We start from the raw sequence: 24,806 nt of genomic DNA on the forward strand, positions 1-24,806 counted from the left end.
TTATAACTTGATTTCAATATGATTAGGGTGATTTTTAGCCAATTGGATAACTGCTTCACCGTGCATTCGCCCCTGAATGCTAGCTTCCGAGAATAAGGGTAGCTTTACTTTTAGCTGATGGTCTAGACAACTGACTAGTGTTAGTTTAATCATACGCTTAGTTAAATCCCAAGCTAACTCGACAACCTCGATTTGATCTGGCAGTTTTACGCCCTTAATAACACCTCGATCTAAATCATCTGGCAAGGCTTGTAATAGATATAACGTCTGATGATGATAGTCGACTAACATTTCATGTATCACCTGTGGAAAAGCACCATTACCATCGACATTGAATACTTCCAAGTTATGATAATGACTCATCATTAATGAAGGATAGAAACAATTATTTTTAATCACAAGCATGATCACTTCTTTTATTAATTCTGGCATATGAAATTGAGTCGCACATAATGCTGTATGCATACGTCCATGTGTTGATGTCGTATCGCCATCATCATTTAATAGCCATGCCTCCAACCGTTTTTGAAACGCTTGACGACTTGCCTCAAACATCACTGGATCTGTCTCTGCAGTAAATTCACGACTTTGAAAAATCGGATATAAATGAGAAAAGTGGCGATGATTATAGTTTTCAGCTTTCCCTGGGGTTAACCACTCTTTTAAAGCACCATCTTCATTAATCTGATACGCTGGTAATTTATTAAGTATTTGACGCCATTTTGTTATTTTTTCTGAATCGATTGCTAGTACTTGATATCCCTCAATTAAATGGTTTAACACTTCTTTAGCTACGGCAACATCTTGTGTTGCGTTATCACCACAACCATTCTCAGCAGAATATGAAGGGATAAAGCGGTAGTCACCATCTGGATCTTCAACTAAGAAATCTTCATAAAACTTAGCGACTTCTTCAAGATAAGGGAGTGCCACCTGTTGTAAAAACTGTTGATCACCAGTATAACGATAGTACTGATAATACCAATGTCCAATCCACCCAGCCCCACACGTCCAAAAATGGAGTGGCCACTCCTGATTCCAGTGCAAGTGTTGTCCATAATTACTTGCATGGACAGGTATCATAATACCCTTACAACCATAATAATTCTTGGCATTTTCCTTAAACCCAGGTAGCAACGCGTCAATCAGGTCAAACAAACCATGTAAACCTTCGGAAAGATTACTTGATAAGGCAGAAGCAATTGATAATTGTACATTTGTATCAAAAGTATAATCACCACTCCATGCCGGTTCAAACGTACCACTCCATATTCCTTGCAAATTGGGGGTTGATTCACCTGAACTACATATATACATAAATCGGCTTGCATCATAAACTTTTTCAATAAATACTTTTGATAAATGTGGTTGTTGCTTCGCTTCTTCTAGCAAAGTTGTAAAATTCTTAGCCCTCTCATCGTTATCCGTTAAATCTAATTGAACACGGTCAAATTTTTCTTGATGAATCCGTTGATGTGCTTGATATAAAAGTTGATAAGGTGTTAAATGATCAGCTAACGATTGATCGGATAAATTGGGGATAATTCTTATAAGTAATCGGACTTGATGAGTATTGGTTACCGATATCACTTGACCTTGATTATCAATTAAAGCATTCGGCGCAATAATTTGTCCTAGAACCGTATAACCTCCACTCTTTTTTGTATATTGATATTGCCATTTAAAGTGATTATCTTGAATATCAAAAGTCCCATCCAGTTGTGGTATTTGGTAAATATCCAGTTTAAGCTTTAATTTAAGCTTTCGATTGAAATTTTCAATTTGATAAACGATTATATGATCTGCTTGTGAAACAAATGATCTGCTTTGATATTGATCACCATCACCTCGATAATTAACAATGATTTCACCCGTTTGATAGTTTAAGCTTCTCTGGTAATGATCGACACTTGCAATACCTGTTTCAATAAATAAATGAAAAGCTGGATGGTAAGGATCACTCATGGTTAAACCTTGATATCCTCTTGTGCGTGCTTGTTGATAATGAAAGGCTAATCCTGCTTGATAACCTTGCTCGGTTATGATCTTTCTTAATTCGGGTAACAGGTCACTTAAGTCTGGTACCGCAAACGTATTTCCCATTGGTAAAAATAATTTGCTATGATTACCGATCAATGTCTCCCGAATGGGATGGCCATATGTAATCAAACCCATTGTCCCGTTACCCGTTAGAAAACCTTCTTCCCACTTGTCTGCTGGTTTATCATGCCATATTCCCTTTAACGGAATCTGATTCTGACATTTTATCATTACATCTACTCCTTTATTACAAAAAGCAACACTTAATTGACAGCGTTTTCAAAATTGAGTTTGATGGAGTTTTATCACTCAAATTATAGCAATCCGTATTAACTTTGTCTATATAATAAACAAAGTTAATAGAATTGTTCCGTCGATTATGATACAGTATAAATACACAGATAATTCTATAAAGATAGTGAGTGAATAAAATATGAATCGGACTTGGAATCAGTATGTCGTTAAGCAAGAGAATAAAACATTAGTTTTATCAACGATTATCGATCAAACCCCTATATCTAGAGCAAGTGTTGCTCAAGTTACTGGTTTGAATAAAGGCACAGTCTCATCACTTGTAAGCGAATTAATTGATGAAGAACTTGTCGAGGAATCAGGGCCAGGTGAATCAAATGGTGGTAGAAGGCCTGTTATGCTTTTGTTTAATGGAAAAGCCGGTTATTCTTTAGCGATTGATCTTGGGGTTGATTATTTATTGGGAGCCATTATCGATTTAAATGGTAACATCATTTATGAAGAAAAGCGTCAACTTCAATCAACTGATTTTGATGTGGTCTTCCCGTTTCTTACTCGTTTTATCAACCATTTAATGGAACAAGTGCCAAAAAGTCGATATGGTATTATCGGGATTGGTGTGGGTGTTCCAGCGGTCATCAGTCACCAAGGGGAAATTTTGTTAGCCCCTAACTTAAATTGGAAGAAGATTAAACTCAAGGAGCAACTAGAGCAACAATTTAATATCCCGATCTATATTGAAAATGAGGCTAATGCCGGTGCGTATGGTGAAATGCGTTACGGCTTTGAACAAATGCCAAAACATATGGTTTATGCAAGTATTGGGATTGGGATTGGTGTAGGAATGATTCTTGACGGACAATTGTACAATGGTTTAAATGGCTTTGCAGGTGAAGCAGGTCATATGACGGTAGTAAAGGATGGAAGAACATGTCGTTGTGGCAATCTTGGCTGCTGGGAACGCTATGCTTCTGAGCAAGCACTTATCGATGAAGCAGTTGATCGACAGTTAATTGAACACAATCAAGTCGAACCTTTTCAAAAATTAATTGAATTAGCCAATCAACAAAATCAAGCGGTCATTAATCTTTTTGAGGAAATCGGCACCTACATTGGAATCGGGTTAACGAATACAATTAATATCTTCAACCCAGAACATGTTGTCATTGGCAACCAACTCATTGATGCAGAACAATGGATTTCGCCGGCTATTGGAGCATATATCAATAAGCATGCGATTGGCTTTCATCAAAACGACCTTAAAATCAGCTTTGCTAAACTACAAGCTTATTCAACTGTTCGAGGTATGGCAGCATTCACCATTGAAGGATTCTTACTTAAGCAGCGAAACGCATGACTCGACACAGGCATAACCAAAAGAGAACTGAACACAATTGTTCAGTTCTCTTTTTAATCTATTCTTACTAATATATTCTTTTAGTTTGGCTCAATCAAACCATATTTACCATCATGTCGGCGATAAACAACATTGGTTTCACCTGATTCTGCATTTGTAAAGACATAGAAACTGTGACCTAACATATCCATTTGAAGAACGGCTTCCTCAGAGTCCATCGGTTTAAGATCAAAACGCTTAGTACGTACAATGTCGAGACCCTCATCTTCAAACGTTTCACCGTTTTCATCAAGTAAATCTTTCTCCATTTCAGCAAAAACATGTTTAGGTGCACCTTTTTGACGTGTTCTTCGATTGATCTTTGTTTTATACTTTCGGATTTGACGCTCTAGCTTATCTACTACTAAATCAATTGCTGCATATAAATCCGTGTGCTTCTCCTCTGCTCTAAGTAATAGATTAGGCATTGGGATAGTAACCTCAATCTCTTGTTCGTCATTATAGACACTTAAATTAACATTTACATCTGATGTTGGAGGCGTTTGGAAATAGCGCTCTAATTTGCTAACTTTTTTCTCAATATAGCTTTTTATAGCTCCAGTCACCTCGATGTTTTCTCCACGAATGTTATATTTCATAAAAGTGTCCTCCTTTCTATATCTATAATTCTCTATTACCCTTAAAATGTCCTGCCTAAACCGTAATATGTAACCGGTTTTTAAAATATTTATGAATTGACTGAAAAATTATGCCATGATATGATTAATTCTCATTATTCTGACTAAATAACTCAGAATTGTGCAAGGGCGAAAAATGAAAAAACATTTTCACCAACTGCCTTTGTTAGGTCAGCTCAGTCATTACAAATAAATGACCTTCAACTGATGCGATGCACTATTATTCGCAAGCCACACGTATTGCCTTAACATCCACATTAATATTTTTACGGATATAGCGTAACTCGCTTGTCCATGCACTGCTCTATTCAGTCCGTATTATTGCAGGGCGTACCTATGAAAGTATGACAATGTATATTTCAGCAGCTCTTATTTATCACAGAAACCGTACGTAAACCCCATCTTAAAATAGAGAGTAGAGCGAATCGATTGAGGGGGGATAATGGGCGCTCATGTCCTCATTCACTCAACGACCAAGTGTTTATCTGGATAGAAAAGAGATATAGACATAATAGATTTCCTAACACTATCTTACACAAAAAAGGCTTAAATGTTTGCTTTAATAAACATTTAAGCCCTCTCCTTACTTTTTCTTATCCCAATAAGAGCCATCATTTGTTGCAACATTTCGATAAGGATCAAGATATTGCTTAGTTGATGTTGTCTTCTTTTTATTATTACGAATATCACTTTTAAGCTCTAGAAACAAATGATTAAGTCTTAGTTGAATGGCTTTATCTTGTTCCATAATGTCAATGCCCAGTTGTTGTTCTTCCTTCGTATAAGGAGGTTGAATAGCCTTTAACAATTGTTCACGCCGATCAAGTTTTTCTTGAACCTCAAGGAGAACTTGATCACGATTTTTAGCTGAAACAGGCTGTTCAATTAATGCCGCTAAAGCTTCCGTTACACCTTTCAAATCCGTTAGTGCTTTCATTACGCTTTCGCACCTTGTGTATATTGCTGTGTTCGTGTTTGCTTTAGCACTTCTTTCCATGTATCACGAAATTCTTCTACCACACGATAAGCTTCCATTAATGGCTCTAAATCATTTTTTATGTTTGCTTGAATTAAACAATGATTAACATAATCATAAAGTGACATCATTTCTTTCGCAATAGGTGCACCTTGGTCTAACGTCACCATCAGTTCATTAATAATATCTTGTGCTTTTTGGATATTCGTGTTCTTTAATTGAATATCGCTCTGTTCAATACCTTTTTTGGCATATTTGATAAATTTCAAGCAACCGTTATAGAGCATTAATGTTAATTCCCCAGGCGAGGCTGTATTAACCGAGTTATTCTTGTATGCTTGATAGTGTTGTTGCACCATTAAAAGACACTCCTTATTTTATTGCATCACTTACATTTGATTAAACTGTTGGAACATGTAGTTGGATTGGTCATTCATTTGTTGAATCGCACGTTCCATTGCGGTAAACTGTCTCCAATAACGATCTTCTGTTTGTTGCAAACGTCTTTGAAAATCAACCATACGTGTATCCATTTCCTTCAGTCGACGTCCCAATGAATATTGCTCTAAATTCGATGTACTACGTCCAGCACGCTCATTAATTTGTTTTGTTGTCCGATCGACAGCATCATCTAAGCGATGGGCAATTCCTCTTGATCCATCATCAGAATTATTGACAAATAATTTTTGAACAGATTGAGAGTCTGTTCTAAGTGCTTCACGCAATTTGTTTTCATCGATTTCTAACTTACCGCCATCCATGTAATTAGAGGTAGTGGTAATCCCAATTTGTGATAAGTGCTTAAATGCACCATCTGTTTCAACAACACTATTCAAGCTTGAGCGCATTCGGCTTAAAGAAGTTGTTAAAATCGAACTACTTCTAAGCATACCATTTTTGGCTTGCTCTTCCCATTTTTCAATCTCAGACTCTGACATTTCTCTTCTTTGTTCAGTCGTTAATGGCGGATAATCACGATTACGTTTTTCCGTTGTCTTTCCATTAACGAACTCAACCAACTCATTATATTTCTCAACAAATTTTGTAATCGATTCTACCGATTTATCAACATCATTATCAACAGTAATATAAGCTGGAGAGTCCATGACATTGGTAAAGTTGTAGTTAATCCCGTTTAATGTAGCTGAATTCGTTGTTGATGAGAAACCCGTTACACCATTATAACTATATTCCGCATTTGTCCCGCCTGTTTCCCCATCTTGGGTCAGTCCCAATACTTCTGTGAAAAAACTACTGGATTCATTGCCATCAAAATCAAATTCAATCTCATAACCATCTTGATTATGGTCACCAGTCTTAATGGTTTCCATAACAACTTTATCGGAATTGACATCATAGAATGCACGAACGCCATTATCCTGATCTGTTATTTTCTTCAGAATATCATTAAGTGAATCCCCTTCTTCAATAGCAATCTCATGAGTTTCTTCACCATTGTGATAGGTTTTAAAACTAATCTTTTCAGGAAGCTCAGTTATATCACCATTTAAATTGTCCAGTTGGTTTGCCAAGTCATCATTTGCGTCGATCTTCGTATCACCAGAAATACCTTGTTGAGATGCGTTAATCGCATTTCTCGCTAATTGTGTGACTTGAATACTATAGCTTCCTGGTTCAACACTTGAAGATGCTGTTGCCGAAATCGCATCTGGTTGTGAAGAAATGGCTGTTTTACTATTATACGTGCTTGGTCGCTTCATGACGTCATCTAATAATAAATTTAACTCTGCATATAGTGCATTGACTTCACGATAAGCATCACGTTCCCATTCTAACAGGGTCTTATCCTGTTCCATCTTATCTAATGGTATACGTTCTGCCGCCATTAAATCTGCAACAATACCATCAATATCCATGCCGGTTGCTAATCCACCGATTCTCATACCCATTTTTCAACACCTCTTCTTATATTTTTTCGTCGACAATTAATCCCATAAACTCAGCCATCGCCGCATACATATCTAACATTTGCTCAGGCGGAATTTCTCTAATAATTTCATCTGTTGATGAATCGACAACCCTTACATAATATTTCTCTAATTTTTCATGCATTTCAAACTTAATCGATGTTCTGACAGGCTCTAGAAATTCATTAAGTCCTTCAACCATGCTTTCTAATTCGACACGATCGACAAGCTCTATGTTGCTACTAACAATAGTTGCTCGAACTTGGTGATTTGATTTTTCTCCTGCTTCTGTCGCAAGGTCATTTCGGTCTGATCGTTGTGTTAAAGTCGTTCCAGAAACTATTCTACCGACATCCATCGCAATGCCATCTCCTCTACATGTTTACTTTTCCTTTATATCGACACTTCTTAAAAATTATTAACTTTTTTTATTGATTTTTATGGAAATCGATTGAGAGTAGATGGCCTAATCGAAATCTAGTATCTCGAATTGATAGGCTTTCAGTTAAATATGTTTTAATAGAATCACTTAATTCCTCAGTAAAAAAGTGTCATATGACCATGAACTATCGGTGCACAACGAGGATATGTCGTAAAAGCATATTGATGTTTTTGTTTTTTTAGCACTTGGTGGATCGGTGAAAAGGTTCGGGTGACCTATCGCTCTAGCCACTCAGTTCGCCTTTTGTGTTTACAATTCAAGGACAGAAAGAAAAATGCACAGAATCAAAACCACCAGTGTGAACTGGTGGTTTGCTCTGCGGCTGAAAGCCTTTGTTACCGGCCTCGGCCTAAAAGGCCCACTGAATGGGTTTCCCTTTTGCACCACACTCACTCACTGATTCTAAAAGAATCTCTTAATTCTTCTTATTTTTCTCTCCAGTGAACGGATCAAATTCTTCAAATAAGGTTAACTGATCACTCATGTAATCCTCTCTTAGCTGATTTCTAATATATTCTTGAATTTGATTTTTATTTCTTCCCACTGTATCTACAAAGTAGCCTCTACACCAAAATTTGCGCTTACCATATCTGTACTTTAAATTGGCATGTCAGTCAAAAATCATTAAGCTGCTCTTGCCCTTTAAGTACCCCATGAATTGAGATACACTTAATTTTGGTGGAATGCTTACTAACATATGAATGTGATCTTTGCATGCATTAGCTTCGTGTATTTCGACTCCTTTCCTTTCACATAGTTCTCTCACTATTTCTCCGATACTTCTTTTATATTTTCCATAGATTATTTGCCTTCTATATTTTGGTGCAAAAACGACGTGATACTTACATCTCCACTGTGTATGTGCTAAACTATTCTTGTCCTGCATTGGACATGCCTCCTTCTTTAGTGAGATTTGGTGGTCGGGAAACCAACCTTATCTTACCAGAAGAGAGGCTTTTTTGTGCCCCCACGCTAGAAGCTCTATGGAACCCCAGGCATAGCCAGGGGTTTTCGAAGACCATAACAAAAGCGCTAACGCGCCTAATCACGCCTCAAGTAAGTATTAATCACCTCGTATGTCTCTCGCTTCTATCATGCAATATGTACAATGCAACTCAACTTCTACCTCTTCTGCTTTATCCACACTAAATTTGCCAATGTTGTACTCTGGAACTTCGTCAGTTTTCTTGCAGTCATGACATTTAAAATCACAAGTAAAACAGGCAATTTTCAGGGAGAACTTTTAGCACAAGATACACATTTATAACGCGCAAATCCTAAATCACTAAATCCACAGCGTGTATTCTTCTCAACTGTTTCCTTAATATCGTTACGATAACTTTCTATCCTGTAAATACCAAAAGCCAGCAAAATGATCGTTTAAAACTTGCTTTATGACATCAGTACTTTTATTAAGTGTACCATTTAGAAGGTGTTTTATCATGTCTCATTTAGCTAGATTAGTCTAATTCATTATATTTTTCACCTATCTATATCGACAATATAAATATTCATATATGCTGGATGATCTAACAGTCCACCTCAACAACGGACTGTTAGATTTATGGAATATCATTTAAAAAACCAAAATAGAATAGGAATCATTAATATAATAATTGTTCCTCCAGCAGTTAGGAATATAACTTTAATTAATTTTTTTTTCAAGAAAAAACACCACCTAATAAAGTTTTTGATTATTTTAAATATAATACTATCATTGTTTTTAAAATATTCCTATCTTGGTTTATAAGCCACTTTTGGTCAAACATTAATTTAGACGCAAAGTAAAAGTGAACTTTAGGTAGTATACCCAATAAGAGTAATCCTTCTTTAAAAATCAATGTGTATTTGATTTCTTCTCATATTTTGTCGGAAACGCACGATTTTTTTCCATATTATTACACTCTGAGTTGTGTTACGATTAAAGTGTTACCAAATATATGGATAAGGGAGAGAATTGTATGCGTTCATGGAGAAAAGTGATTTTAATTGTAATGGCTTCAGTATTAGCCTTTTTGGGAGGAGGAGGCTCAACATTTGCATCTAATTTTCAATCAGTGAGTGAAAGTGAAATTGTTTATCAAGATAGCGATGTAGAAAATGCATTCAAAAAAATGAATGATCTTGCTAGTACTACAAATGAAGTTAAAGATACTCAAAGAATTCAAGATATTAAAAATATGTCTAAGGATGTTATTTCGGAAAAAAAAGTAGTTTTAAATAATTCAAATGCTAATTTAGATTTTGATAATGCTAAGTATTTAGATATTACCAAAGATAATATGACATATACATCTATTACAGTTCCTATTACCGGGGAAGGATATAGTTTTACAAGTAATTTTACGTTAGTTTTTGATTCACATAATAAGGTCATAAACTATTCAGAAGCATTAATTACAAAAAGTGATAGCAATAAGTTTGTAATTACTACTTATTCAGATGGAGAATTAGTTCAAAATAAAGAAACTGATTTGGATTACATTAGCGACAGTGAACTTAAAAGAGGTTTAGAAGTTATAAATGAAGATGGTTATCAAATTATGGGTGTTAAAAAAATTGCTGCTTGTATTGCAGCGATTGCTGGAGTGAATGCAGTAGTTGCATACTTAATTGCAGGTACTTGTGTTGCTTCTTGTCCAGCTGTGCCACCAATTTGTGCTGCTTGTATTGGGGGAGTTGCTACTATGGGGGCAGCTGATATTGTTGGTATCATGGGTTGTTTTAAATTATAGAGTATATAGACTAGGAGGAAAAATTATTTCCATAAAAAAAATTATATCGATAATCCTACTTTGCTTCTTAATCATTATGTTATTTATTTATGTTGAATCAAGTAAGGCTTCGGGGTCACTTATCTCTTTAGATAGTCAAGAGATTGAAGAACATATAAAAAATAAAGAGAATTTGTGGATATATATCGGGAGACCGACATGTCCAGAATGTGAGAAACTTTCTCCAGTTTTAAAAGAAGTTCTTGAAGAAAATAACAAACATGTTTATTATTACAATACTGATGAAGCAAGAAAAGAAAATGAACAAGAAATGATTACCTTGCTTGAAAAGTTAGAAGTTAAATTAGTTCCTACCATAATTCACTTAAAAGAAGGTGAAATAATAAAAACGAGTGTCGGTTATCAAGATAAGACTAGTCTGGAAAAATTGTTGATTGAGTAGAAATTCTATCTATAGTTTATTGATATGATAAACTATGGGCGTTGCCAGCAACCTTTCATTACCTTTGCTACTTTTTGATTAGTCATCATTAACGGTGGAGTTTTTTATTGGGCTGGCAAAGCCTTTTTTCTATTACAATAGCAAGATTCTAAAGTTTTCTTTGCAATTCTCACTATTTCTTACTACTCTCTATTTTGAGCTGAGTGTTTTATGGACGGTTATCTATGATAAAAGGCGCTATCTCCCCTTTATTAATTTGCCTTGCTCCATTCGATACACGGTATCACAATACTTCAATAGGCTTTCATCATGAGTAACCATTACTGCAGCCTTATCTTTTTCCTTAACCTCTTTTGCCATCAATGCAACGATTTCATCACTGCGGGCTTGATCAAGATTTGCTGTCGGTTCATCAGCTAAAATAATATCAGGGTTATTCATAAATGCTCGTGCAATCGCAACACGCTGTTTCTCTCCACCAGAAAGTTGGTGTGGATAATAATTTACACGCGCTTTTAAACCCACACTTTCAAGCAGCTGACCTAACCGTTGTTTAGCTTCACGATCCCAGTCACCTTTCATTTGAGCAACAAGCTTTAATTGTTCGTTAACCTTTAAATAAGGAACAAGATTAGCTGCTTGAAAGATATAACCAATTGAGGTTAAGCGGACATTGGCCAATTTCTTATCTTTGTAAGAAGCTATCGATTGACTGTTGACGAACACCTCTCCTTGATCAGGCGTTAACAATGCACCAGCAATTGACAGAAACGTACTTTTCCCCGATCCAGACGGACCAATCACAGCGGTAAACTTTCCTTTCTCAGCTGTGAATGAGATATCTTCGAGTATATTAATGTATTGTTCGCCATCTTTAAATGCTTTCGTCACATTTTCCAGCGCTAATGGTGCTGTTATCATTATTCCGTCCTCCCCATTGCTTGTTGTGGATCAACCTTAACAATTCGTGTACTTGATAATAATGAGCCTAATAACGAAACGATTAAAATTATAATTGAATAGCTTGCGATCAATGATAAATCAAATTCAAACGGCATGCCTTCTGGTAAAATATTTGACACAAATATGGTAAAGCCTGTAGCCAATATTAAACTAATCATAGTTAAGCAGAAAACTTGTAACAATGTCGCCCCGACTAAAAATATATTTTTTGCTCCAATTGCCTTTAATACACCAAATTGATTAAGCTTTTGAATGGTTAATATATAGAAGAAAGCAGCTAAAACAAAAACGGCGATAACAATAAGGAATGCAATCATCATCATAAGAGACATTTGTTCTGAAGAATGGCCTGGTACTGCTTGAATAATAGCATCTTTCTCAACCCAATCCCCGTCATTAAGCACTTGATTAATGTCAGCTTGTAATTCCTGATTCACTTCTTCAATCACAATCGCATTAGCGACTTGATGTGGCGTTAAATCTAAGTTATAAAATGCCGATTCAGCGACATAGATAATCGGTGAATGGCGGTATGTTTGATTTTCAGTGAAACCAACTACGGTAAAAGTTAAGTCTTGATCTGCTTCGTAAAGTGTATCACCAATCTCTACCCCGTCGGCTTTCATGGTTTGGTCAGCAACGATTTCTAGCGCATCCGAATCTGTTAAATTTTGCCCTTCGATGACACCGGGATAGAGAAAAGCTTCAGGATCAATCGGGATAAGTGTGACATCTAATAAGGTCTCACTCGACGCTGCATCAAGACGATACATTTGTGTAAGGAGGGGTTGCCACCCTGCCTCTCGCGGTATTTCTTCTTCTAATTCATCAATAATATAACCCGATTGATCAAGCCTGTTCTCGGCATCTTCCTGTAAATAAAATCGTGCGACTGACATATCCTCCAATGCTGCAATATTATCATTTGATAACCCTTGTGCCAGTCCACTTACAATAAAAACAAGTGAAGCCATTAAAAACAGAATAAAGGCAATTAGACTATATTTCAGTTTAAAAAAACGAATTTCTTTTAATGCTAAGGAAAACATAAATTTACTCCTCTCTTTAAATCAAGTCTAGTTATAACAAAACGGTTTAATTTTAATCCGCACATATTTACATAATTCACCTTACAAACTATTTTAACTTTTATATATAAAAAATGCGAACCAAACTTGATCATCATTAATTTTAACAATAAACCTCCAAACAACCTTAATGGTATCAATTTAAAGACTTATTCTAAACAAACTGACTCAATTTTATCATCCTCTTTCGGTACAAAACGAACCTTCAATCAGTCGGCGTTTTAAGGATGATTATCTGTAGCTTTGCTCCTTTCGCTAAAGAAGAAATTCTATTAATCGTGCGAGCGGTCTGATCACTAAGGTCATGATATGCTTCGTTAGCGGTGTTGATTCAAGCTGATCCGTTGAGTCAGTCTCTCCTTGATTTACTAGCAGACTATTAGAAAGGTACTCTTCGTTTGTCAATGTTATGATCTCATCTGCCAAACCTGGACTATCGATTACAACCATCGATTCGGTATTCAGAAAAGCACTACGCGCATCAAAATTAAAAGAACCCACTGCCGTAATTTGTTGATCAATTACCATTGACTTCATATGTAGTGATTGATCAGGTCTTTGAAATTCATATAAAGATAAATCCGAACCAGCCAAGGTTTGGCGATGATTACGATAACCACTATGCGCCATAATATTAGGTGTAGCCGCTAAGGCATTAGTTAACAGCATACCATCATCAATATCAACTCGAAGTTTATCTAGATCTTCACGGATAAGCCGACTAGGAATGATATACGGGCTTTGCACAAGTGCTTGTTGCTCTGCCTGTTCAATCAGCACTAACATTTCTAGCCAAACATCAGGTTGCTTATAAAATCGCTCGATTGAATTATGGACAAAGAAACCACCATTTATCTGATGGGCTTGATCACGCCAAGGGTTCATCTGCTCAGATTGATCACGTGATGACGCTTGATAGCTTTCGTAACAGGTTTCAAGGTTTATTTTTTCCGCTGTCGCACGTCGTTTGCCCCAGCGAGTCAGGTCTTTATTCGTTTGTAATACTGTAAACTCATGTGACCAAAGATAATCAAAATAATCGCTAATTTCCGAGGTCAAGTTTGACTGTTGCTGATTTTCATTAAAAATTAGAACATCTCGATCTTGAGAAACACCTTGATAATCATCTGGTGCAAAATATTTGTCACCAATATTGCGTCCCCCGATTAATACATATGCTTGATCAGCGACAATAAATTTATCATGGAGGCGATTATGCCACGTCCATGGGCGAGCAAGATCAAGTGGTTCATAAAAGCTCAACTCCATATTAGGATGTTCATTAAAAACACGAATAATATCTCGTTGACCAAACCTCATATTATGAAAAATCCCATCAATTAAAAAGCGCACCTGTACTCCTCGATCGGCTGCTGCAAGGAGATGAGCATGAAAGAGATCCACAGTCTCCCCCCCTTGCATCGCATAATAAGAAATATCAAGTGAATGTTGTGCGGATTCAATCAAATCCATTCGCACCTGCCAAGCATCTCCGCGATCCTCAATCAATGTAACCTGCTCTGTTGTTTCACTGATCCATCGTTGCTGATCGAAATTCAGATCGCGTTCAGGCGGTGTATAAATACCAAAGGCAAGCACAGCGGTTAGCAAGACATAAATAAAATAGCCTAACAAAACGTATTTTGTTAGGCTTTTCAAATGTAAATCCTTCACGATATAATCCCTTTCTGCGCTTTAACGACGGCGCCCGAAGATCATAATAAATTTAAGCAACTGTAACACAGCCATTAATGTGCTTGCTACATAAGTCAATGCTGCTGCATTCAATACTCGGCTAATTCCTGCTTGCTCACTATTAGTAACAAGACCTAGTTCCAATAATTGATTTTTGGCTCGCCGGCTCGCATCATATTCAACAGGTAAAGTAACCAGTTGAAATAACACCGCAGCAGCAAACAAACCAATTCCGATACCAATCACCTGATTTCCTAGAACCGAACCTGCACCAAAAAACAGGAAACCAACTAAGAATAGGAGCGGTGCCATTCTTGACCCCAATTGAGCGGCTGGGAATAGTGCCGTTCTAAATTTAAGCATTGCATAGCCACGACCATGTTGAATCGCATGTCCAACTTCATGGGCGGCAATGGCCAAAGAAGAAATTGAAGAACCACTATAAACCGGACCTGATAACCGAACGGTTTTAGCCCTTGGATCATAATGATCAGATAAATCGCCTCGATTAGAACGTTCAATCATTACATCATGAAGTCCATTTTGATCTAAAATCCGACGAGCGACTTGAAGTCCAGTAATTTGCGCACTCGCTTGGACCCGAGCGTATTTATGAAAGTTATTTTGTACTTTTGACTGTGCCCACATCGCTAAACCTAACGCGATAAATATTAAAATATCCATAGGATGAAAAAACATACTGCACCACTACCTTTACTTATTTTTATTTTTTTTACAAACGACAGCATTAACGCCTTCTTCTTCACATAACCATGCTGCAATTCGTTCCATTAAAGACTTTTCTTCTGTTATTAAGTAACCTTTATTATTACGCTCTAGACTTATCAATAAGTCAAAGTTAGCCAACTCAGTCACCTCATTTTATTGATTTGCTCTTAGTATATACGACAATTATGAACTGAATATGAACTAACGCGTTTTTTTTTCACTCCGAAGGCAGACGTATAAAAAACGTTGTTCCTACGCCTATTTCACTGACTACATTGATAGATCCTCCATGTAATAAAATAATCTTCTTGACAATCGATAAACCTAAACCATTACCTGAATGGTTGTTAGAACGTGCCTGATCGACTTTGTAAAAACGATCAAATAAATAAGGAAGCGACTCTTCTGGAATACCAACACCTGTGTCATTAACTCGAATCACATGATTGTGCTCTTCGATGTAATTAGAGATATGAATGTCCCCACCCTGATGATTATATTTTATCGCATTAACAAGTAAATTCAACCAAACTTGTTCCATCAAATCTTGATCAGCAACAATATCACGATCCATTAAATCAAGATGAATGGTTATATTTTTTTCTTGCCATAGTAGTTCTGTTGATAATACAACACGTCTAATCTGTTCTGCTAATCGATAACGTTCCGGTTGATAAGGATGTTTTTCCGAGTCTAATGAAGCCATTCTTAATAAATTATCTGATAGTCTTGATAAACGATCGGCCTCTTGGTAAATAATTCGCAAATACTCTGTTTGATTTTCCTGATCAATTAGGCCATCTTGTAATGCACGGGTATAGCCTTTAATTGATGTTAACGGTGATTGAATCTCATGAGAAACGTTACTAACAAAGGTTTCACGTACTTCATCCATATTTGCTAATGCTTGAGCCAAATCATTGAAGCTTCTCATTAAACGCCCAACCTCATCTTGCCTATCAGTCGATAATCGAACAGTAAAATCCCCTGTCGCCAACTGTTCTGCAGCCGTTGTCACTGAGCGAATACTCCCCACAAAATAACGTGAGACCCAGATAATAAAACTACTTCCAATTAAAAGTGTCAATAATAATGCATGTAATGTAAGTCGCCTTGAACCTGCTATATTATCAGTAAAGTCAACATTAACAAACAATAAATAAGACTGATCTTGATAATAAATCGTCGTCCCGATAAATCGTTTCATTTGGCGACGATCTGGAATAAATGTCGCGACTTCAGAATCATCGATAGCCTTGACCTGTTCAATCATCTCTTCATTAATAAAATCGATATTCATCTCAGGTAAAAAAGGTTGACCAGCATAATCAAGAATGACGGTTTCAACGCCGGCATCATCTAACAATTGTAACAACCTCGGTAAATCTTGGGTGTCCACTAGTGTTAATAATTCAGCAATATAATCCGAGGTTTGTTCTATTTCTTGTTGATAAATATATTCATCTTGAAAGAAAAGAGCAGTTATTAAATACGAAGCAAGTAAGCTACCTATTACCCCTGTTATAAAAGTGAAAACAAATTTCCAATAAAGACTTCTGCTCATTTAAGTCACATCCTCTAATCGGTAGCCTAATCCTCTAACAGTAGTTATTTTCAATTGCTTAAAAGGCTCCAACTTTTCACGTAACCGTTTAATATGAACATCGACCGTCCGTTCATCACCTTCATAATCAAACCCCCAAATTTTCTCAACAAGTTGAGCCCTTGTGAAAATACGACCGGGCTCATGTGAAAGTTCAAAAAGTAATTCACATTCTTTCCGTTTTAATTCTATCGACTGACTCTGATCAGATACAGTTAGACGATCTAAATCGACTTCTACATCGCCAATGCGATTGCATTTTTCTAAACTTAAATTGTACCTTTTCAATAACGCATTTACACGTAGCACGAGTTCAACTGGATCAAATGGCTTGACTAGGTAATCGTCAGTCCCTGCTTGAAAACCTCTTACCTTATCTTGTGATTCACCTTTTGCCGTTACCATTAAAATTGGTATTTGGTAAAAGCCTCTAATTTCTTTCGTTAATGTAATACCGTCGACTTCAGGCATCATCACATCAATAATAGCAAGATCAATTGGCTCTCGCTCCATTATTGTTAAAGCCACCTCACCATTTACAGCTTCTAACACGCGATGTTGTTTATCGGCTAAGTATAAGGAAATTAATTTGCGGATATGCGGATCATCATCTACTACTAATATAACAGCCACCATTCACACCCCTAAATCGTATCGTCTCTATGTTAGATTATCATGTCTTTCAATAAACTGCTATTGTTAGCCTATCACATTTAATTAAACAGCAAAACTCGCCCGAAACATCCGGACGAGTTGATTAAAATGACATTTATTTTAATAGCCTTTTAGCTTATCTACTTGATTCAAAAGGGGTTGACCGGACTGATAGCGAATGATATTCTCTTTAAACAATGCCATAATTCGATCAATATTTTGCTGAGATAAATAAGCCTGATGCGGTGATATAATAACTTGATCCATATGCCAAAATGGATGGGTAGCAGGTAATGGTTCGACTTGAAAGACATCTAGTGCTGCCCCGCTAATCTGACCATCATATAAAGCATCAACGAGGTCTGATTCAACAATAGCATTTCCCCTACCTACATTAATAATAACCGCTCCCTCTTTTAACTGGTTGATACGCTCACTATTTAAAAAATCATCGGTTTCTGGTGTTGCTGGCAAGGCCAATACAATATAATCCGCTTCTTGAATCACTTCATCTACACGGTCCATCCCAACAATTAAGTCAGTAAAAGGATCAGATTGATCAGTTGGATGACGACGACAGCCACTAACCTTCATTCCAAATGCTTTACAACGTTTAGCAATTTCATAGCCAATTTGACCATAACCGACAATACATACACGTGCATTTAGTAAATCTGTAACTGGAGCTTTTTTCCACAACTGACGTTGCTGATTAATACGGAGCTCTGGGAGACGTTTCGAAAAAGCCAGGATCATTGCCATCGCATGTTCTGCAATTGGCACCGATGTACACCCTTTTGTATTGGTAATCAATAGATCATTATTTTGAGTGTCATCATTTATCAAAGCATCAACGCCCACACTTAGCGATTGCACCCATTTCACGTTAGGCGCCTTGGCCAATATTGATAAATCATCGATAAAACCTAGCGTAAATATAATCTCACAATCCGTTAAATCTGCATTTGAGATCGGTTCTGCTTCTCCAATAGTCCAAGGTTCTACAATGATTTGTTTACACTTTTTTTCAAAATACTTTTGATAATGTTCTGGAATGTTAACACGAAAATAAACGGAGGGCCATTGTTTCGTTGTTTCTGTTACAACACTTTGCATAAGCATTTCCCCCTAACCTATTCTGTTATCCTCTATACTATTATGATAATTTTTCTCGCAAGAATAACAACAGGTTTGTTAAGAAATTTAACAAGGTTTACCCTAATTAGGTCAATTAATCTATACTGTCTGACGTTCAATTAATTTAGGAACAAACTGATGTTCACTAATATGATCAGCTTGTAATGCTTGTTGAAATAATTGTTGTCCCATTTGGAACAATGGGAGTTGAACTGTGGTTATCTCCATAAACTTAGCAATCGGTTGATTATCAAACCCAATTAAAGCTAATTGACGAGGGATATCAATATGATGCTTTTGACAAACGGTTACCATCCCAGCAGCAATTTGATCATTTGCGACTAATAGCGCTTCAGGTCTATTCTTTTGCTCTAACCACTTCAAGGCAACATTTGCACCATCTTCAAATTGATAGCAATCGTAATAGGTATAATCCGGATTGTATTCTAGTGCATTTTCTTCCAAAAAATCTTGATATGCTTGCCACCGCTGTTTACTATTTGCACCGTTTTGGCGTCCTACACAATAACCGATCTTACGATAACCTTTGGCATACAAGAACGATAGTGCCTCACTAAACGCTTGATAATGATCAATATAACTTGCAGAAAACGTTTGTGGATTCGTTTTTTCTGCTAAAACAATTGGACCGTATTCCTGATAATCCAGCAAGAGTTTCCAATCTATTCCTCTAGAACAGAGGATCAAACCATCCAATTGCTTATACTTCAACATATCTAATGCTTCTTGTTCCCGCTCTAGCTGATAATTCGTTTGAAATAAAATAATTTTATAATTGTCCTGACCTGCTTGTTCCATCATACCTTCAACTAATTTACCGAAATAAGGGTGATTAGTAAACGGTACCACTACACCGATAATATTTGTTTTACCCGTACTTAAATGGATAGCATTCATATTCTGATGATAATTCGTTTGGATCATAGCTGTTTCAACAGCGCGACGTTTCTCTTCACTCACATAAGGATGATGATTCAAAACACGCGAGACGGTCGAGACGGACACACCAGCAATTTTAGCAATATCTCTTATGTTTGTCATATTAATCACCTGCTTTTACGGATTCATTAACTATTATAACGGATTTTCATTAATTAAATAATGATAAAATTTGAACTGAAACGCGTTTCATGCGCTATAATGGGAGCTGTGTTGCTAGATAGATGAGCGTTACGTAACCAACGGCGTTATGATCTATCTAGCACCCCTTTTATGGAAAAAAGGGAACTCCTTTTTCAGCTTTCGTGCGATCTCCGCATACTTTCATGCGAATTTTCCTCTTTTCGTGCGATCGCATGAAAACGATAAATAACTAAATCGAAAGTAATTTAGAGCATTTATACGAATACTTCTTCTCATTCATCAGTAGCAACACACAGAGTTCTTGAAGACCGATAACATAAGATAAATCCGGTTTATCATAATATAGTCCTATGTTAAAATTTATCATATTGTAAACAACCGAAGGGGGCGTTGACAATTTCATTTGAGATGGCACCAAAAGGAAAAACTTGCCGGCTCGTGACAACTGTACAAGTAGGAGAGGACATCCAAGTGACTATACTACACAAAGATAACGGTTTTATTTATTTCATGCTATCTGAAATCAAACAGCAAGCTCATGATATTCAAATTTACATCAATAAACTAATACCGAAAATAAAGTCAGGTAAATATCAAGCAGAGTTAGTGGAAATGGAAAAAGAAGAGATCTGTTGTTAAATAAAGTGTAACCTTAAAAGCCATTTGCTTCTTCATAGAGCAAATGGCTTTTATCATTATATCGATTTAATCGCCTGATCAATGGGCTGGGAACCAGATACAACTTGGAACTCTTTATTTATCGTCGTATTATTGATTAAGCTTGCTAAGATAACCTCAGCTATATCTTGACGTGGCACTTCTCCTCGATCAACGGTTTCTGCTAATTGAACTTCTCCTTTGCCGGAATCGTTCGTTAAGCCACCTGGATGGATAATCGTGTAATCTAAATCACTTGCTCTTAACCACTCATCCGCATAATGTTTTGCTACAACATAAGGAGCGAATGATGCCGGCGAAGATTGGATTGCTTCTCTTGTCGTATCAAATGAACTAATCATAATATAACGCTTTACACCAGCCTTTTTAGCTGCTTCTATCGTTTTGACAGCACCATCCAAATCAACCATAATCGTTTTATCTTTCCCTGTATGCGGTCCTGATCCAGCTGTAAAGACAATTGCATCTACATCATCAGCCGCTTGAGCCATCGCATCAATACCACCTTCTAAATCAACCACTACCGTCTCAGCGCCTAATTTTTCAAAGTCATCCGCCTGTTCAGCTTTCCGAATCATTGCTTTGGCTGTAAAATCATCACTACTTTGAATTAAGGAAACAAGGTGTTTTCCAATTTGACCATTCGCTCCAATGACGAGTACTTTACCCATTAAAATCATCCTTTCTAAACATAAGAAACGTTCTCTTGTATTATATATCCATTAAAACAATAGACTAAACATAATCCATCTATCCGTTTAACGGACATCCCCAGCGTTTTCACGTAATGAATGTACCTTGTTGAATCTTTTCCAGACAAGATATAATATCATCAGTTACGTGATAGGTCTTCATTTTTAACATTTCGGCCGGTTCAATATCATTAGTTAACGAATCACCTACCATTAGCGTCTGTTCCGGTTGAAATTGATTAGCTGACATAACATGTTCAAACGCCTGTAAGTCAGGTTTCTCATAGCCAATTGCTTCTGATATATAAATCGGGCAGATATCTGTTAAACCTAATAATTCTACCTTTGCCTGCTGTTCTTCGATTAAACCGTTCGTTAAAATGACTAGATCATAATCCACTTTCAATTCCTTTAAACCATCAATTACCTGTTGATTAGGTTGAAGTTCCGCTAGTAATAACTGAAAAAAATCTTGATAGAAAGCATCACCTTCTAATAAAGTGAAATCCAAATTAAAGGTCTGTAGAGTTAAAGAAATCCGTTGCCTTCTTAGGTCTGCCAAAGTGATTTGTTTTGCTAATAGCTTCTCCCATAACAATGCGTCTATCTTTCGGTAAATCGTCATAAAACCATCATATGTGGTAAATTGATCAAATCCACGTTCAAAAAAAATCTGACGGTGCGCTTTTTCCCAACACGCATTAAAATCAAATAGCGTATTATCTAAATCAAAAATAATATGTTTTACTTCCGTCATCAATAACTCAGCTCCTTTTTTATTAGTTGACGTGCTATAGGTAAAGCAAAGTCTTTAATGCCACTCGCTAGATCATTTCTGTTTCCGCTCTTAATAGCTACCCATTCAAATGCTAAAATTTCATTAGCAACTTCCAATCGTGCCACATGCTCAACCAAGTATAAATGTGTAGTTAATGTTACATCTTCAAATTGTGAAGGTGTAGTAAATGTTTGTAAAAAAGTAAGATTTTCCATGCTAATCCTTAAGTTTAATTCCTCTGCTAGCTCTCGTATTAATGCTCGCTCTGCTGTTTCATTGTTTTTTAATTTTCCACCGGGTAATATAAAGTGAGAGGGGTGCAACTTCTTCTTAACCGCTAAAAGGGATTGATCTTTTATAATAAGAGCTGAAGCTTTAATCACCACATATAACCTCCTCTTCCTCTATCCCCTCAGTTAATAGTGTTATGTACTCATCACATAGATGTATTTTTTCACTCATATATTCGTAAATCATCTTATCGGTCGGTTCAGAAAATGAATCACCAAAAATAGACACACCTTCTAAAGATTTATTTGATATACCAAAGTCTAATAATGCATACTTTACTTGCTTCCTTGTGCCAAAGTGATAAATTGGAGAATCATATGCAATGCCGTATTTATACTCATAATTTTTAAAAAATTGCATGGCTACAGTTTTTTGTTCGACAAGATCATCTTGATATTTAACAACACCATCTACTAAACGATAGATCTGATTTTGCAAGCAATACACGGTAGCAGCTGCGTGAATAGCCATCTTGTCACCTAATAAAACCATATTTACTCCCCATCGCTTTATATCTGATTCAATATCTTTAATGGCTATTCTCCTAAACAAACCACTTGTCATTAAAATAACTCTCGATATAGATACACTCGGAAAACGATCAACGATTTCATTTACTCTAAATTGTGATAATTCACTTTTAATACCAATACCGCTATTACATGTTATTAAATGAACCTCCCTTCCTTTTGTTGCTTCTAAGCATGCTACTAACGATGAATCTTTTCCTCCAGTAAATAAAACAGCAACCTTTTCATCCATGGATAACACGACCCTCTTTCCAATTTTAAACATATCCTTAAATTAACATATGCTCTTTGTGTCAGTCAATTAAAAAGCGAATGAATCTATAAATTAATAATTCAATGTTCATATTTTAATGATTAAACATCAATAAAAGTTAAAAAATATATCAATATGACATTAAAAGTCGAATAATATCGATGGATGCCAATTATTGAATAATCATAAATAAGTGAATATATTCGCCCTTCTCTCACTGATTGTTAGTTAAGTGAACAAGAATACTAGCGGCCGTTAATGCCCGTCTAAATACACGACATCTCCTCCCTATTTTGAAATGAGTATTTTATGGTCACGTATCTGCAATAAATGTATTTTTTCAATTTCTTAACAAGGACTTTACACGTTCTCTAAATTGCTTTGATACGCTAAAAGTAATCCAATCATACATCTATAGAGGAGTGTTCACATGCGCATCGCTATTTTCACTGATACTTATACACCTGAGATTAACGGTGTTGCTCTTACTTTGGAACGTTATGTTAACTATCTAGACAATCAAGGTATTGAATACCGTCTTTTTGCCCCAACCTCCCCTAGCCCTGTCCCAAACGCACCAGAAATTCTACGCTTAACGAGTGTTCCCTTTTTGTTGTATCGTAATTGTCGCCTGGCTCTGCCAAATCCAGCTCCTATCAAACAGGTTTTAGATGATTTCAAACCCAACTTAATTCATATTGCAACACCGTTCACTCTCGGACTATGTGGTCTGCATTATGGAAAAAAACATCAAATACCCATGGTGGCTTCTTATCACACACATTTTGATAACTATTTAGAATACTACCACCTTCATTTCCTTAAATATTACGCCCAGAAATACTTGGATTGGTTCCATCGCCCTTTTGAAAAAATCTATGTCCCATCACAAAGTACCAAAGAGAAATTGATACTGCAAAACTCAAATCAAAGCTATGAAATATGGAGCAGAGGCGTGGATCATCACTTTTTTTCACCATTTAAACGTTGTAAACATTTATTTAAAGAACACTATCAAATCTATGAAAATAACATTATCCTTTATGTAGGACGAATCGCGGCTGAAAAGGATATTGATATTGTACTAGAAACTTTCGAACACCTTCCTGATAAAGTGAAAAAAGATAGCCACTTAGTGATGGTCGGTGACGGTCCATTATTCCCTGCATTATCTAGTGCACATCACGATAAAGTGACATGGACTGGGTTTATTAAAGGAGAAGCTTTAGCACAAATTTATGCATCTAGTGATCTGTTTCTGTTTCCATCTCCTACTGAAACCTTTGGAAATGTTGTACTAGAAGCGCTTGCTTCAGGCTTACCTGTTATTACTGCAAGTACAGGCGGTGTCAAGCATTTAGTAACAGATAAAGTAACTGGCTATTTATGTGAGCCAAAACAGGTAGATATGTTTGTTGAACGAACCACAACATTATTAAGTAACCCTTCACTACGACATCATTTTTCTAAGGCTGCTCGACAGTTTGCTATGACTCAATCATGGGAACATATTTTCCAACAACTAATCGCAAGCTTTAGAGATATTACAAAAGAAAACCAAGAATTCTCGCCTATTGTAAAGAAAATGAGTGTTTAGATTTATAGCATTTCTAGATGAATTTGCACCGATTAGCTATCTTAATTATTTAATAACTTCAATCCATCCTCATAGTGAAAAAAGCCATCTCATCTTTATTCTCTTTTTTAGTCACCCTGCTTTCATTTTTAGTTTTTCCCTATAACACTTAAAACATATTTAAAA

General features: G+C 36.3%; 24 protein-coding genes and 1 pseudogene. 5 read left to right on the forward strand and 20 right to left on the reverse strand.

Annotation, left to right across the window (positions count from 1 at the left end; translation table 11 throughout):
* Positions 1–2,271: a glycosyl hydrolase family 95 catalytic domain-containing protein gene (locus tag JOE23_RS09080; protein ID WP_204437821.1), complete on the reverse strand. Its 2,271-nt coding sequence runs from the start codon at positions 2,269–2,271 to the stop codon at positions 1–3.
* Positions 2,272–2,473: 202 nt separating this feature from the next.
* Between JOE23_RS09080 and JOE23_RS09085 the strand changes: the two genes are divergently transcribed.
* On the forward strand, positions 2,474–3,649 hold the full coding sequence (locus JOE23_RS09085) for an ROK family transcriptional regulator (protein WP_204437822.1): 1,176 nt from the start codon (positions 2,474–2,476) through the stop codon (positions 3,647–3,649).
* 80 nt (positions 3,650–3,729) lie between these two features.
* Here the strand turns inward: JOE23_RS09085 and hpf are convergent, their stop codons facing one another.
* The 6 genes and pseudogenes from hpf to tnpA all read right to left on the reverse strand — a co-directional run bounded on the left by hpf (position 3,730) and on the right by tnpA (position 8,558).
* Entirely contained in the window at positions 3,730–4,287 is a 558-nt protein-coding gene (gene hpf, locus JOE23_RS09090; RefSeq protein ID WP_204437823.1) for a ribosome hibernation-promoting factor, HPF/YfiA family, read from the reverse strand.
* 622 nt (positions 4,288–4,909) lie between these two features.
* Entirely contained in the window at positions 4,910–5,263 is a 354-nt protein-coding gene (fliT, locus tag JOE23_RS09095) for a flagellar protein FliT (RefSeq protein WP_204437824.1), read from the reverse strand.
* The gene (gene fliS, locus JOE23_RS09100) at positions 5,263–5,661 is read right to left on the reverse strand and encodes a flagellar export chaperone FliS (protein WP_204437825.1); all 399 of its coding nucleotides are present in this window, start codon (positions 5,659–5,661) and stop codon (positions 5,263–5,265) included. Before fliS ends, fliT begins: the two co-directional genes overlap by 1 nt.
* A gap of 30 nt (positions 5,662–5,691) precedes the next feature.
* The gene (locus tag JOE23_RS09105; RefSeq protein WP_204437826.1) at positions 5,692–7,212 is read right to left on the reverse strand and encodes a flagellar hook-associated protein 2; all 1,521 of its coding nucleotides are present in this window, start codon (positions 7,210–7,212) and stop codon (positions 5,692–5,694) included.
* A gap of 16 nt (positions 7,213–7,228) precedes the next feature.
* The gene (gene flaG / locus JOE23_RS09110) at positions 7,229–7,588 is read right to left on the reverse strand and encodes a flagellar protein FlaG (RefSeq protein ID WP_204437829.1); all 360 of its coding nucleotides are present in this window, start codon (positions 7,586–7,588) and stop codon (positions 7,229–7,231) included.
* A gap of 499 nt (positions 7,589–8,087) precedes the next feature.
* Positions 8,088–8,558 (reverse strand): annotated as a pseudogene (tnpA, locus tag JOE23_RS09115) (IS200/IS605 family transposase).
* A gap of 1,075 nt (positions 8,559–9,633) precedes the next feature.
* Between tnpA and JOE23_RS09120 the strand changes: the two are divergent.
* Together JOE23_RS09120 and JOE23_RS09125 are read left to right on the forward strand one after the other, a co-directional pair.
* On the forward strand, positions 9,634–10,407 hold the full coding sequence (locus tag JOE23_RS09120) for a hypothetical protein (protein WP_204437831.1): 774 nt from the start codon (positions 9,634–9,636) through the stop codon (positions 10,405–10,407).
* Positions 10,376–10,849, forward strand: a complete 474-nt coding sequence (locus JOE23_RS09125) for a thioredoxin family protein (RefSeq protein WP_239585336.1) — start codon at positions 10,376–10,378, stop codon at positions 10,847–10,849. The genes JOE23_RS09120 and JOE23_RS09125 overlap by 32 nt, the downstream gene beginning before the upstream one ends.
* A gap of 237 nt (positions 10,850–11,086) precedes the next feature.
* Here JOE23_RS09125 and JOE23_RS09130 read toward each other — a convergent pair whose 3' ends face one another.
* The 9 genes from JOE23_RS09130 to JOE23_RS09170 all read right to left on the reverse strand — a co-directional run bounded on the left by JOE23_RS09130 (position 11,087) and on the right by JOE23_RS09170 (position 19,780).
* Positions 11,087–11,770 (reverse strand): ABC transporter ATP-binding protein, encoded by a 684-nt coding sequence (locus tag JOE23_RS09130; RefSeq protein WP_204437833.1) that lies wholly within the window; start codon positions 11,768–11,770, stop codon positions 11,087–11,089.
* Positions 11,770–12,861, reverse strand: a complete 1,092-nt coding sequence (locus JOE23_RS09135; protein WP_204437835.1) for an ABC transporter permease — start codon at positions 12,859–12,861, stop codon at positions 11,770–11,772. Before JOE23_RS09135 ends, JOE23_RS09130 begins: the two co-directional genes overlap by 1 nt.
* Positions 12,862–13,155: 294 nt before the next feature.
* The gene (locus tag JOE23_RS09140; RefSeq protein WP_204437836.1) at positions 13,156–14,574 is read right to left on the reverse strand and encodes a phospholipase D-like domain-containing protein; all 1,419 of its coding nucleotides are present in this window, start codon (positions 14,572–14,574) and stop codon (positions 13,156–13,158) included.
* Positions 14,575–14,595: 21 nt separating this feature from the next.
* The gene (locus JOE23_RS09145) at positions 14,596–15,294 is read right to left on the reverse strand and encodes a zinc metallopeptidase (RefSeq protein WP_204437837.1); all 699 of its coding nucleotides are present in this window, start codon (positions 15,292–15,294) and stop codon (positions 14,596–14,598) included.
* Between the two features lie 15 nt (positions 15,295–15,309).
* Positions 15,310–15,462 (reverse strand): hypothetical protein, encoded by a 153-nt coding sequence (locus JOE23_RS09150; RefSeq protein ID WP_204437838.1) that lies wholly within the window; start codon positions 15,460–15,462, stop codon positions 15,310–15,312.
* 79 nt (positions 15,463–15,541) lie between these two features.
* On the reverse strand, positions 15,542–16,888 hold the full coding sequence (locus JOE23_RS09155) for a sensor histidine kinase (RefSeq protein WP_204437840.1): 1,347 nt from the start codon (positions 16,886–16,888) through the stop codon (positions 15,542–15,544).
* On the reverse strand, positions 16,889–17,560 hold the full coding sequence (locus JOE23_RS09160; protein WP_204437842.1) for a response regulator: 672 nt from the start codon (positions 17,558–17,560) through the stop codon (positions 16,889–16,891).
* Between the two features lie 141 nt (positions 17,561–17,701).
* Positions 17,702–18,697, reverse strand: a complete 996-nt coding sequence (locus JOE23_RS09165; RefSeq protein ID WP_204437844.1) for a D-2-hydroxyacid dehydrogenase — start codon at positions 18,695–18,697, stop codon at positions 17,702–17,704.
* 120 nt (positions 18,698–18,817) lie between these two features.
* The gene (locus JOE23_RS09170) at positions 18,818–19,780 is read right to left on the reverse strand and encodes a LacI family DNA-binding transcriptional regulator (protein ID WP_204437846.1); all 963 of its coding nucleotides are present in this window, start codon (positions 19,778–19,780) and stop codon (positions 18,818–18,820) included.
* A 432-nt stretch (positions 19,781–20,212) separates the two neighbouring features.
* Here JOE23_RS09170 and JOE23_RS09175 point away from each other — a divergent pair, with 432 nt between their 5' ends.
* Positions 20,213–20,461, forward strand: a complete 249-nt coding sequence (locus tag JOE23_RS09175) for a hypothetical protein (RefSeq protein ID WP_204437849.1) — start codon at positions 20,213–20,215, stop codon at positions 20,459–20,461.
* Positions 20,462–20,517: 56 nt separating this feature from the next.
* On the opposite strand, the gene JOE23_RS09180 is transcribed toward JOE23_RS09175, so the two are convergent.
* The 4 genes from JOE23_RS09180 to JOE23_RS09195 form a co-directional block, all read right to left on the reverse strand.
* Entirely contained in the window at positions 20,518–21,171 is a 654-nt protein-coding gene (locus tag JOE23_RS09180; RefSeq protein ID WP_204437851.1) for an SDR family oxidoreductase, read from the reverse strand.
* Positions 21,172–21,280: 109 nt separating this feature from the next.
* Positions 21,281–21,949, reverse strand: coding sequence for an HAD family hydrolase (locus JOE23_RS09185; RefSeq protein ID WP_204437853.1), 669 nt, complete (start codon positions 21,947–21,949; stop codon positions 21,281–21,283).
* A complete protein-coding gene (locus JOE23_RS09190; protein ID WP_204437855.1) occupies positions 21,949–22,353 on the reverse strand; it encodes an NUDIX domain-containing protein in 405 nt (134 codons plus the stop codon). Before JOE23_RS09190 ends, JOE23_RS09185 begins: the two co-directional genes overlap by 1 nt.
* A complete protein-coding gene (locus tag JOE23_RS09195; protein WP_204437857.1) occupies positions 22,346–23,023 on the reverse strand; it encodes a hypothetical protein in 678 nt (225 codons plus the stop codon). The genes JOE23_RS09190 and JOE23_RS09195 overlap by 8 nt, the downstream gene beginning before the upstream one ends.
* Positions 23,024–23,474: 451 nt before the next feature.
* Here JOE23_RS09195 and JOE23_RS09200 point away from each other — a divergent pair, with 451 nt between their 5' ends.
* Positions 23,475–24,641, forward strand: a complete 1,167-nt coding sequence (locus JOE23_RS09200) for a glycosyltransferase family 4 protein (protein ID WP_204437858.1) — start codon at positions 23,475–23,477, stop codon at positions 24,639–24,641.
* Positions 24,642–24,806: the final 165 nt, after the last annotated feature.

It is taken from the genome of Amphibacillus cookii, from assembly GCF_016908375.1.
GTDB classification, from domain to species: Bacteria; Bacillota; Bacilli; order Bacillales; family Amphibacillaceae; genus Amphibacillus_C; species Amphibacillus_C cookii.

What these genes read in the sequence shown, in the direction of transcription:
- JOE23_RS09080 (WP_204437821.1), bottom strand. Translation starts at nt 2,271, where the DNA reads ATGATAAAATGTCAGAATCAGATTCCGTTAAAGGGAATATGGCATGAT.
- JOE23_RS09085 (WP_204437822.1), top strand. Translation starts at nt 2,474, where the DNA reads ATGAATCGGACTTGGAATCAGTATGTCGTTAAGCAAGAGAATAAAACA.
- hpf (WP_204437823.1), bottom strand. Translation starts at nt 4,287, where the DNA reads ATGAAATATAACATTCGTGGAGAAAACATCGAGGTGACTGGAGCTATA.
- fliT (WP_204437824.1), bottom strand. Translation starts at nt 5,263, where the DNA reads ATGAAAGCACTAACGGATTTGAAAGGTGTAACGGAAGCTTTAGCGGCA.
- fliS (WP_204437825.1), bottom strand. Translation starts at nt 5,661, where the DNA reads ATGGTGCAACAACACTATCAAGCATACAAGAATAACTCGGTTAATACA.
- JOE23_RS09105 (WP_204437826.1), bottom strand. Translation starts at nt 7,212, where the DNA reads ATGGGTATGAGAATCGGTGGATTAGCAACCGGCATGGATATTGATGGT.
- flaG (WP_204437829.1), bottom strand. Translation starts at nt 7,588, where the DNA reads ATGGATGTCGGTAGAATAGTTTCTGGAACGACTTTAACACAACGATCA.
- JOE23_RS09120 (WP_204437831.1), top strand. Translation starts at nt 9,634, where the DNA reads ATGCGTTCATGGAGAAAAGTGATTTTAATTGTAATGGCTTCAGTATTA.
- JOE23_RS09130 (WP_204437833.1), bottom strand. Translation starts at nt 11,770, where the DNA reads ATGATAACAGCACCATTAGCGCTGGAAAATGTGACGAAAGCATTTAAA.
- JOE23_RS09135 (WP_204437835.1), bottom strand. Translation starts at nt 12,861, where the DNA reads ATGTTTTCCTTAGCATTAAAAGAAATTCGTTTTTTTAAACTGAAATAT.
- JOE23_RS09145 (WP_204437837.1), bottom strand. Translation starts at nt 15,294, where the DNA reads ATGTTTTTTCATCCTATGGATATTTTAATATTTATCGCGTTAGGTTTA.
- JOE23_RS09155 (WP_204437840.1), bottom strand. Translation starts at nt 16,888, where the DNA reads ATGAGCAGAAGTCTTTATTGGAAATTTGTTTTCACTTTTATAACAGGG.
- JOE23_RS09165 (WP_204437844.1), bottom strand. Translation starts at nt 18,697, where the DNA reads ATGCAAAGTGTTGTAACAGAAACAACGAAACAATGGCCCTCCGTTTAT.
- JOE23_RS09170 (WP_204437846.1), bottom strand. Translation starts at nt 19,780, where the DNA reads ATGACAAACATAAGAGATATTGCTAAAATTGCTGGTGTGTCCGTCTCG.
- JOE23_RS09180 (WP_204437851.1), bottom strand. Translation starts at nt 21,171, where the DNA reads ATGGGTAAAGTACTCGTCATTGGAGCGAATGGTCAAATTGGAAAACAC.
- JOE23_RS09185 (WP_204437853.1), bottom strand. Translation starts at nt 21,949, where the DNA reads ATGACGGAAGTAAAACATATTATTTTTGATTTAGATAATACGCTATTT.
- JOE23_RS09195 (WP_204437857.1), bottom strand. Translation starts at nt 23,023, where the DNA reads ATGGATGAAAAGGTTGCTGTTTTATTTACTGGAGGAAAAGATTCATCG.
- JOE23_RS09200 (WP_204437858.1), top strand. Translation starts at nt 23,475, where the DNA reads ATGCGCATCGCTATTTTCACTGATACTTATACACCTGAGATTAACGGT.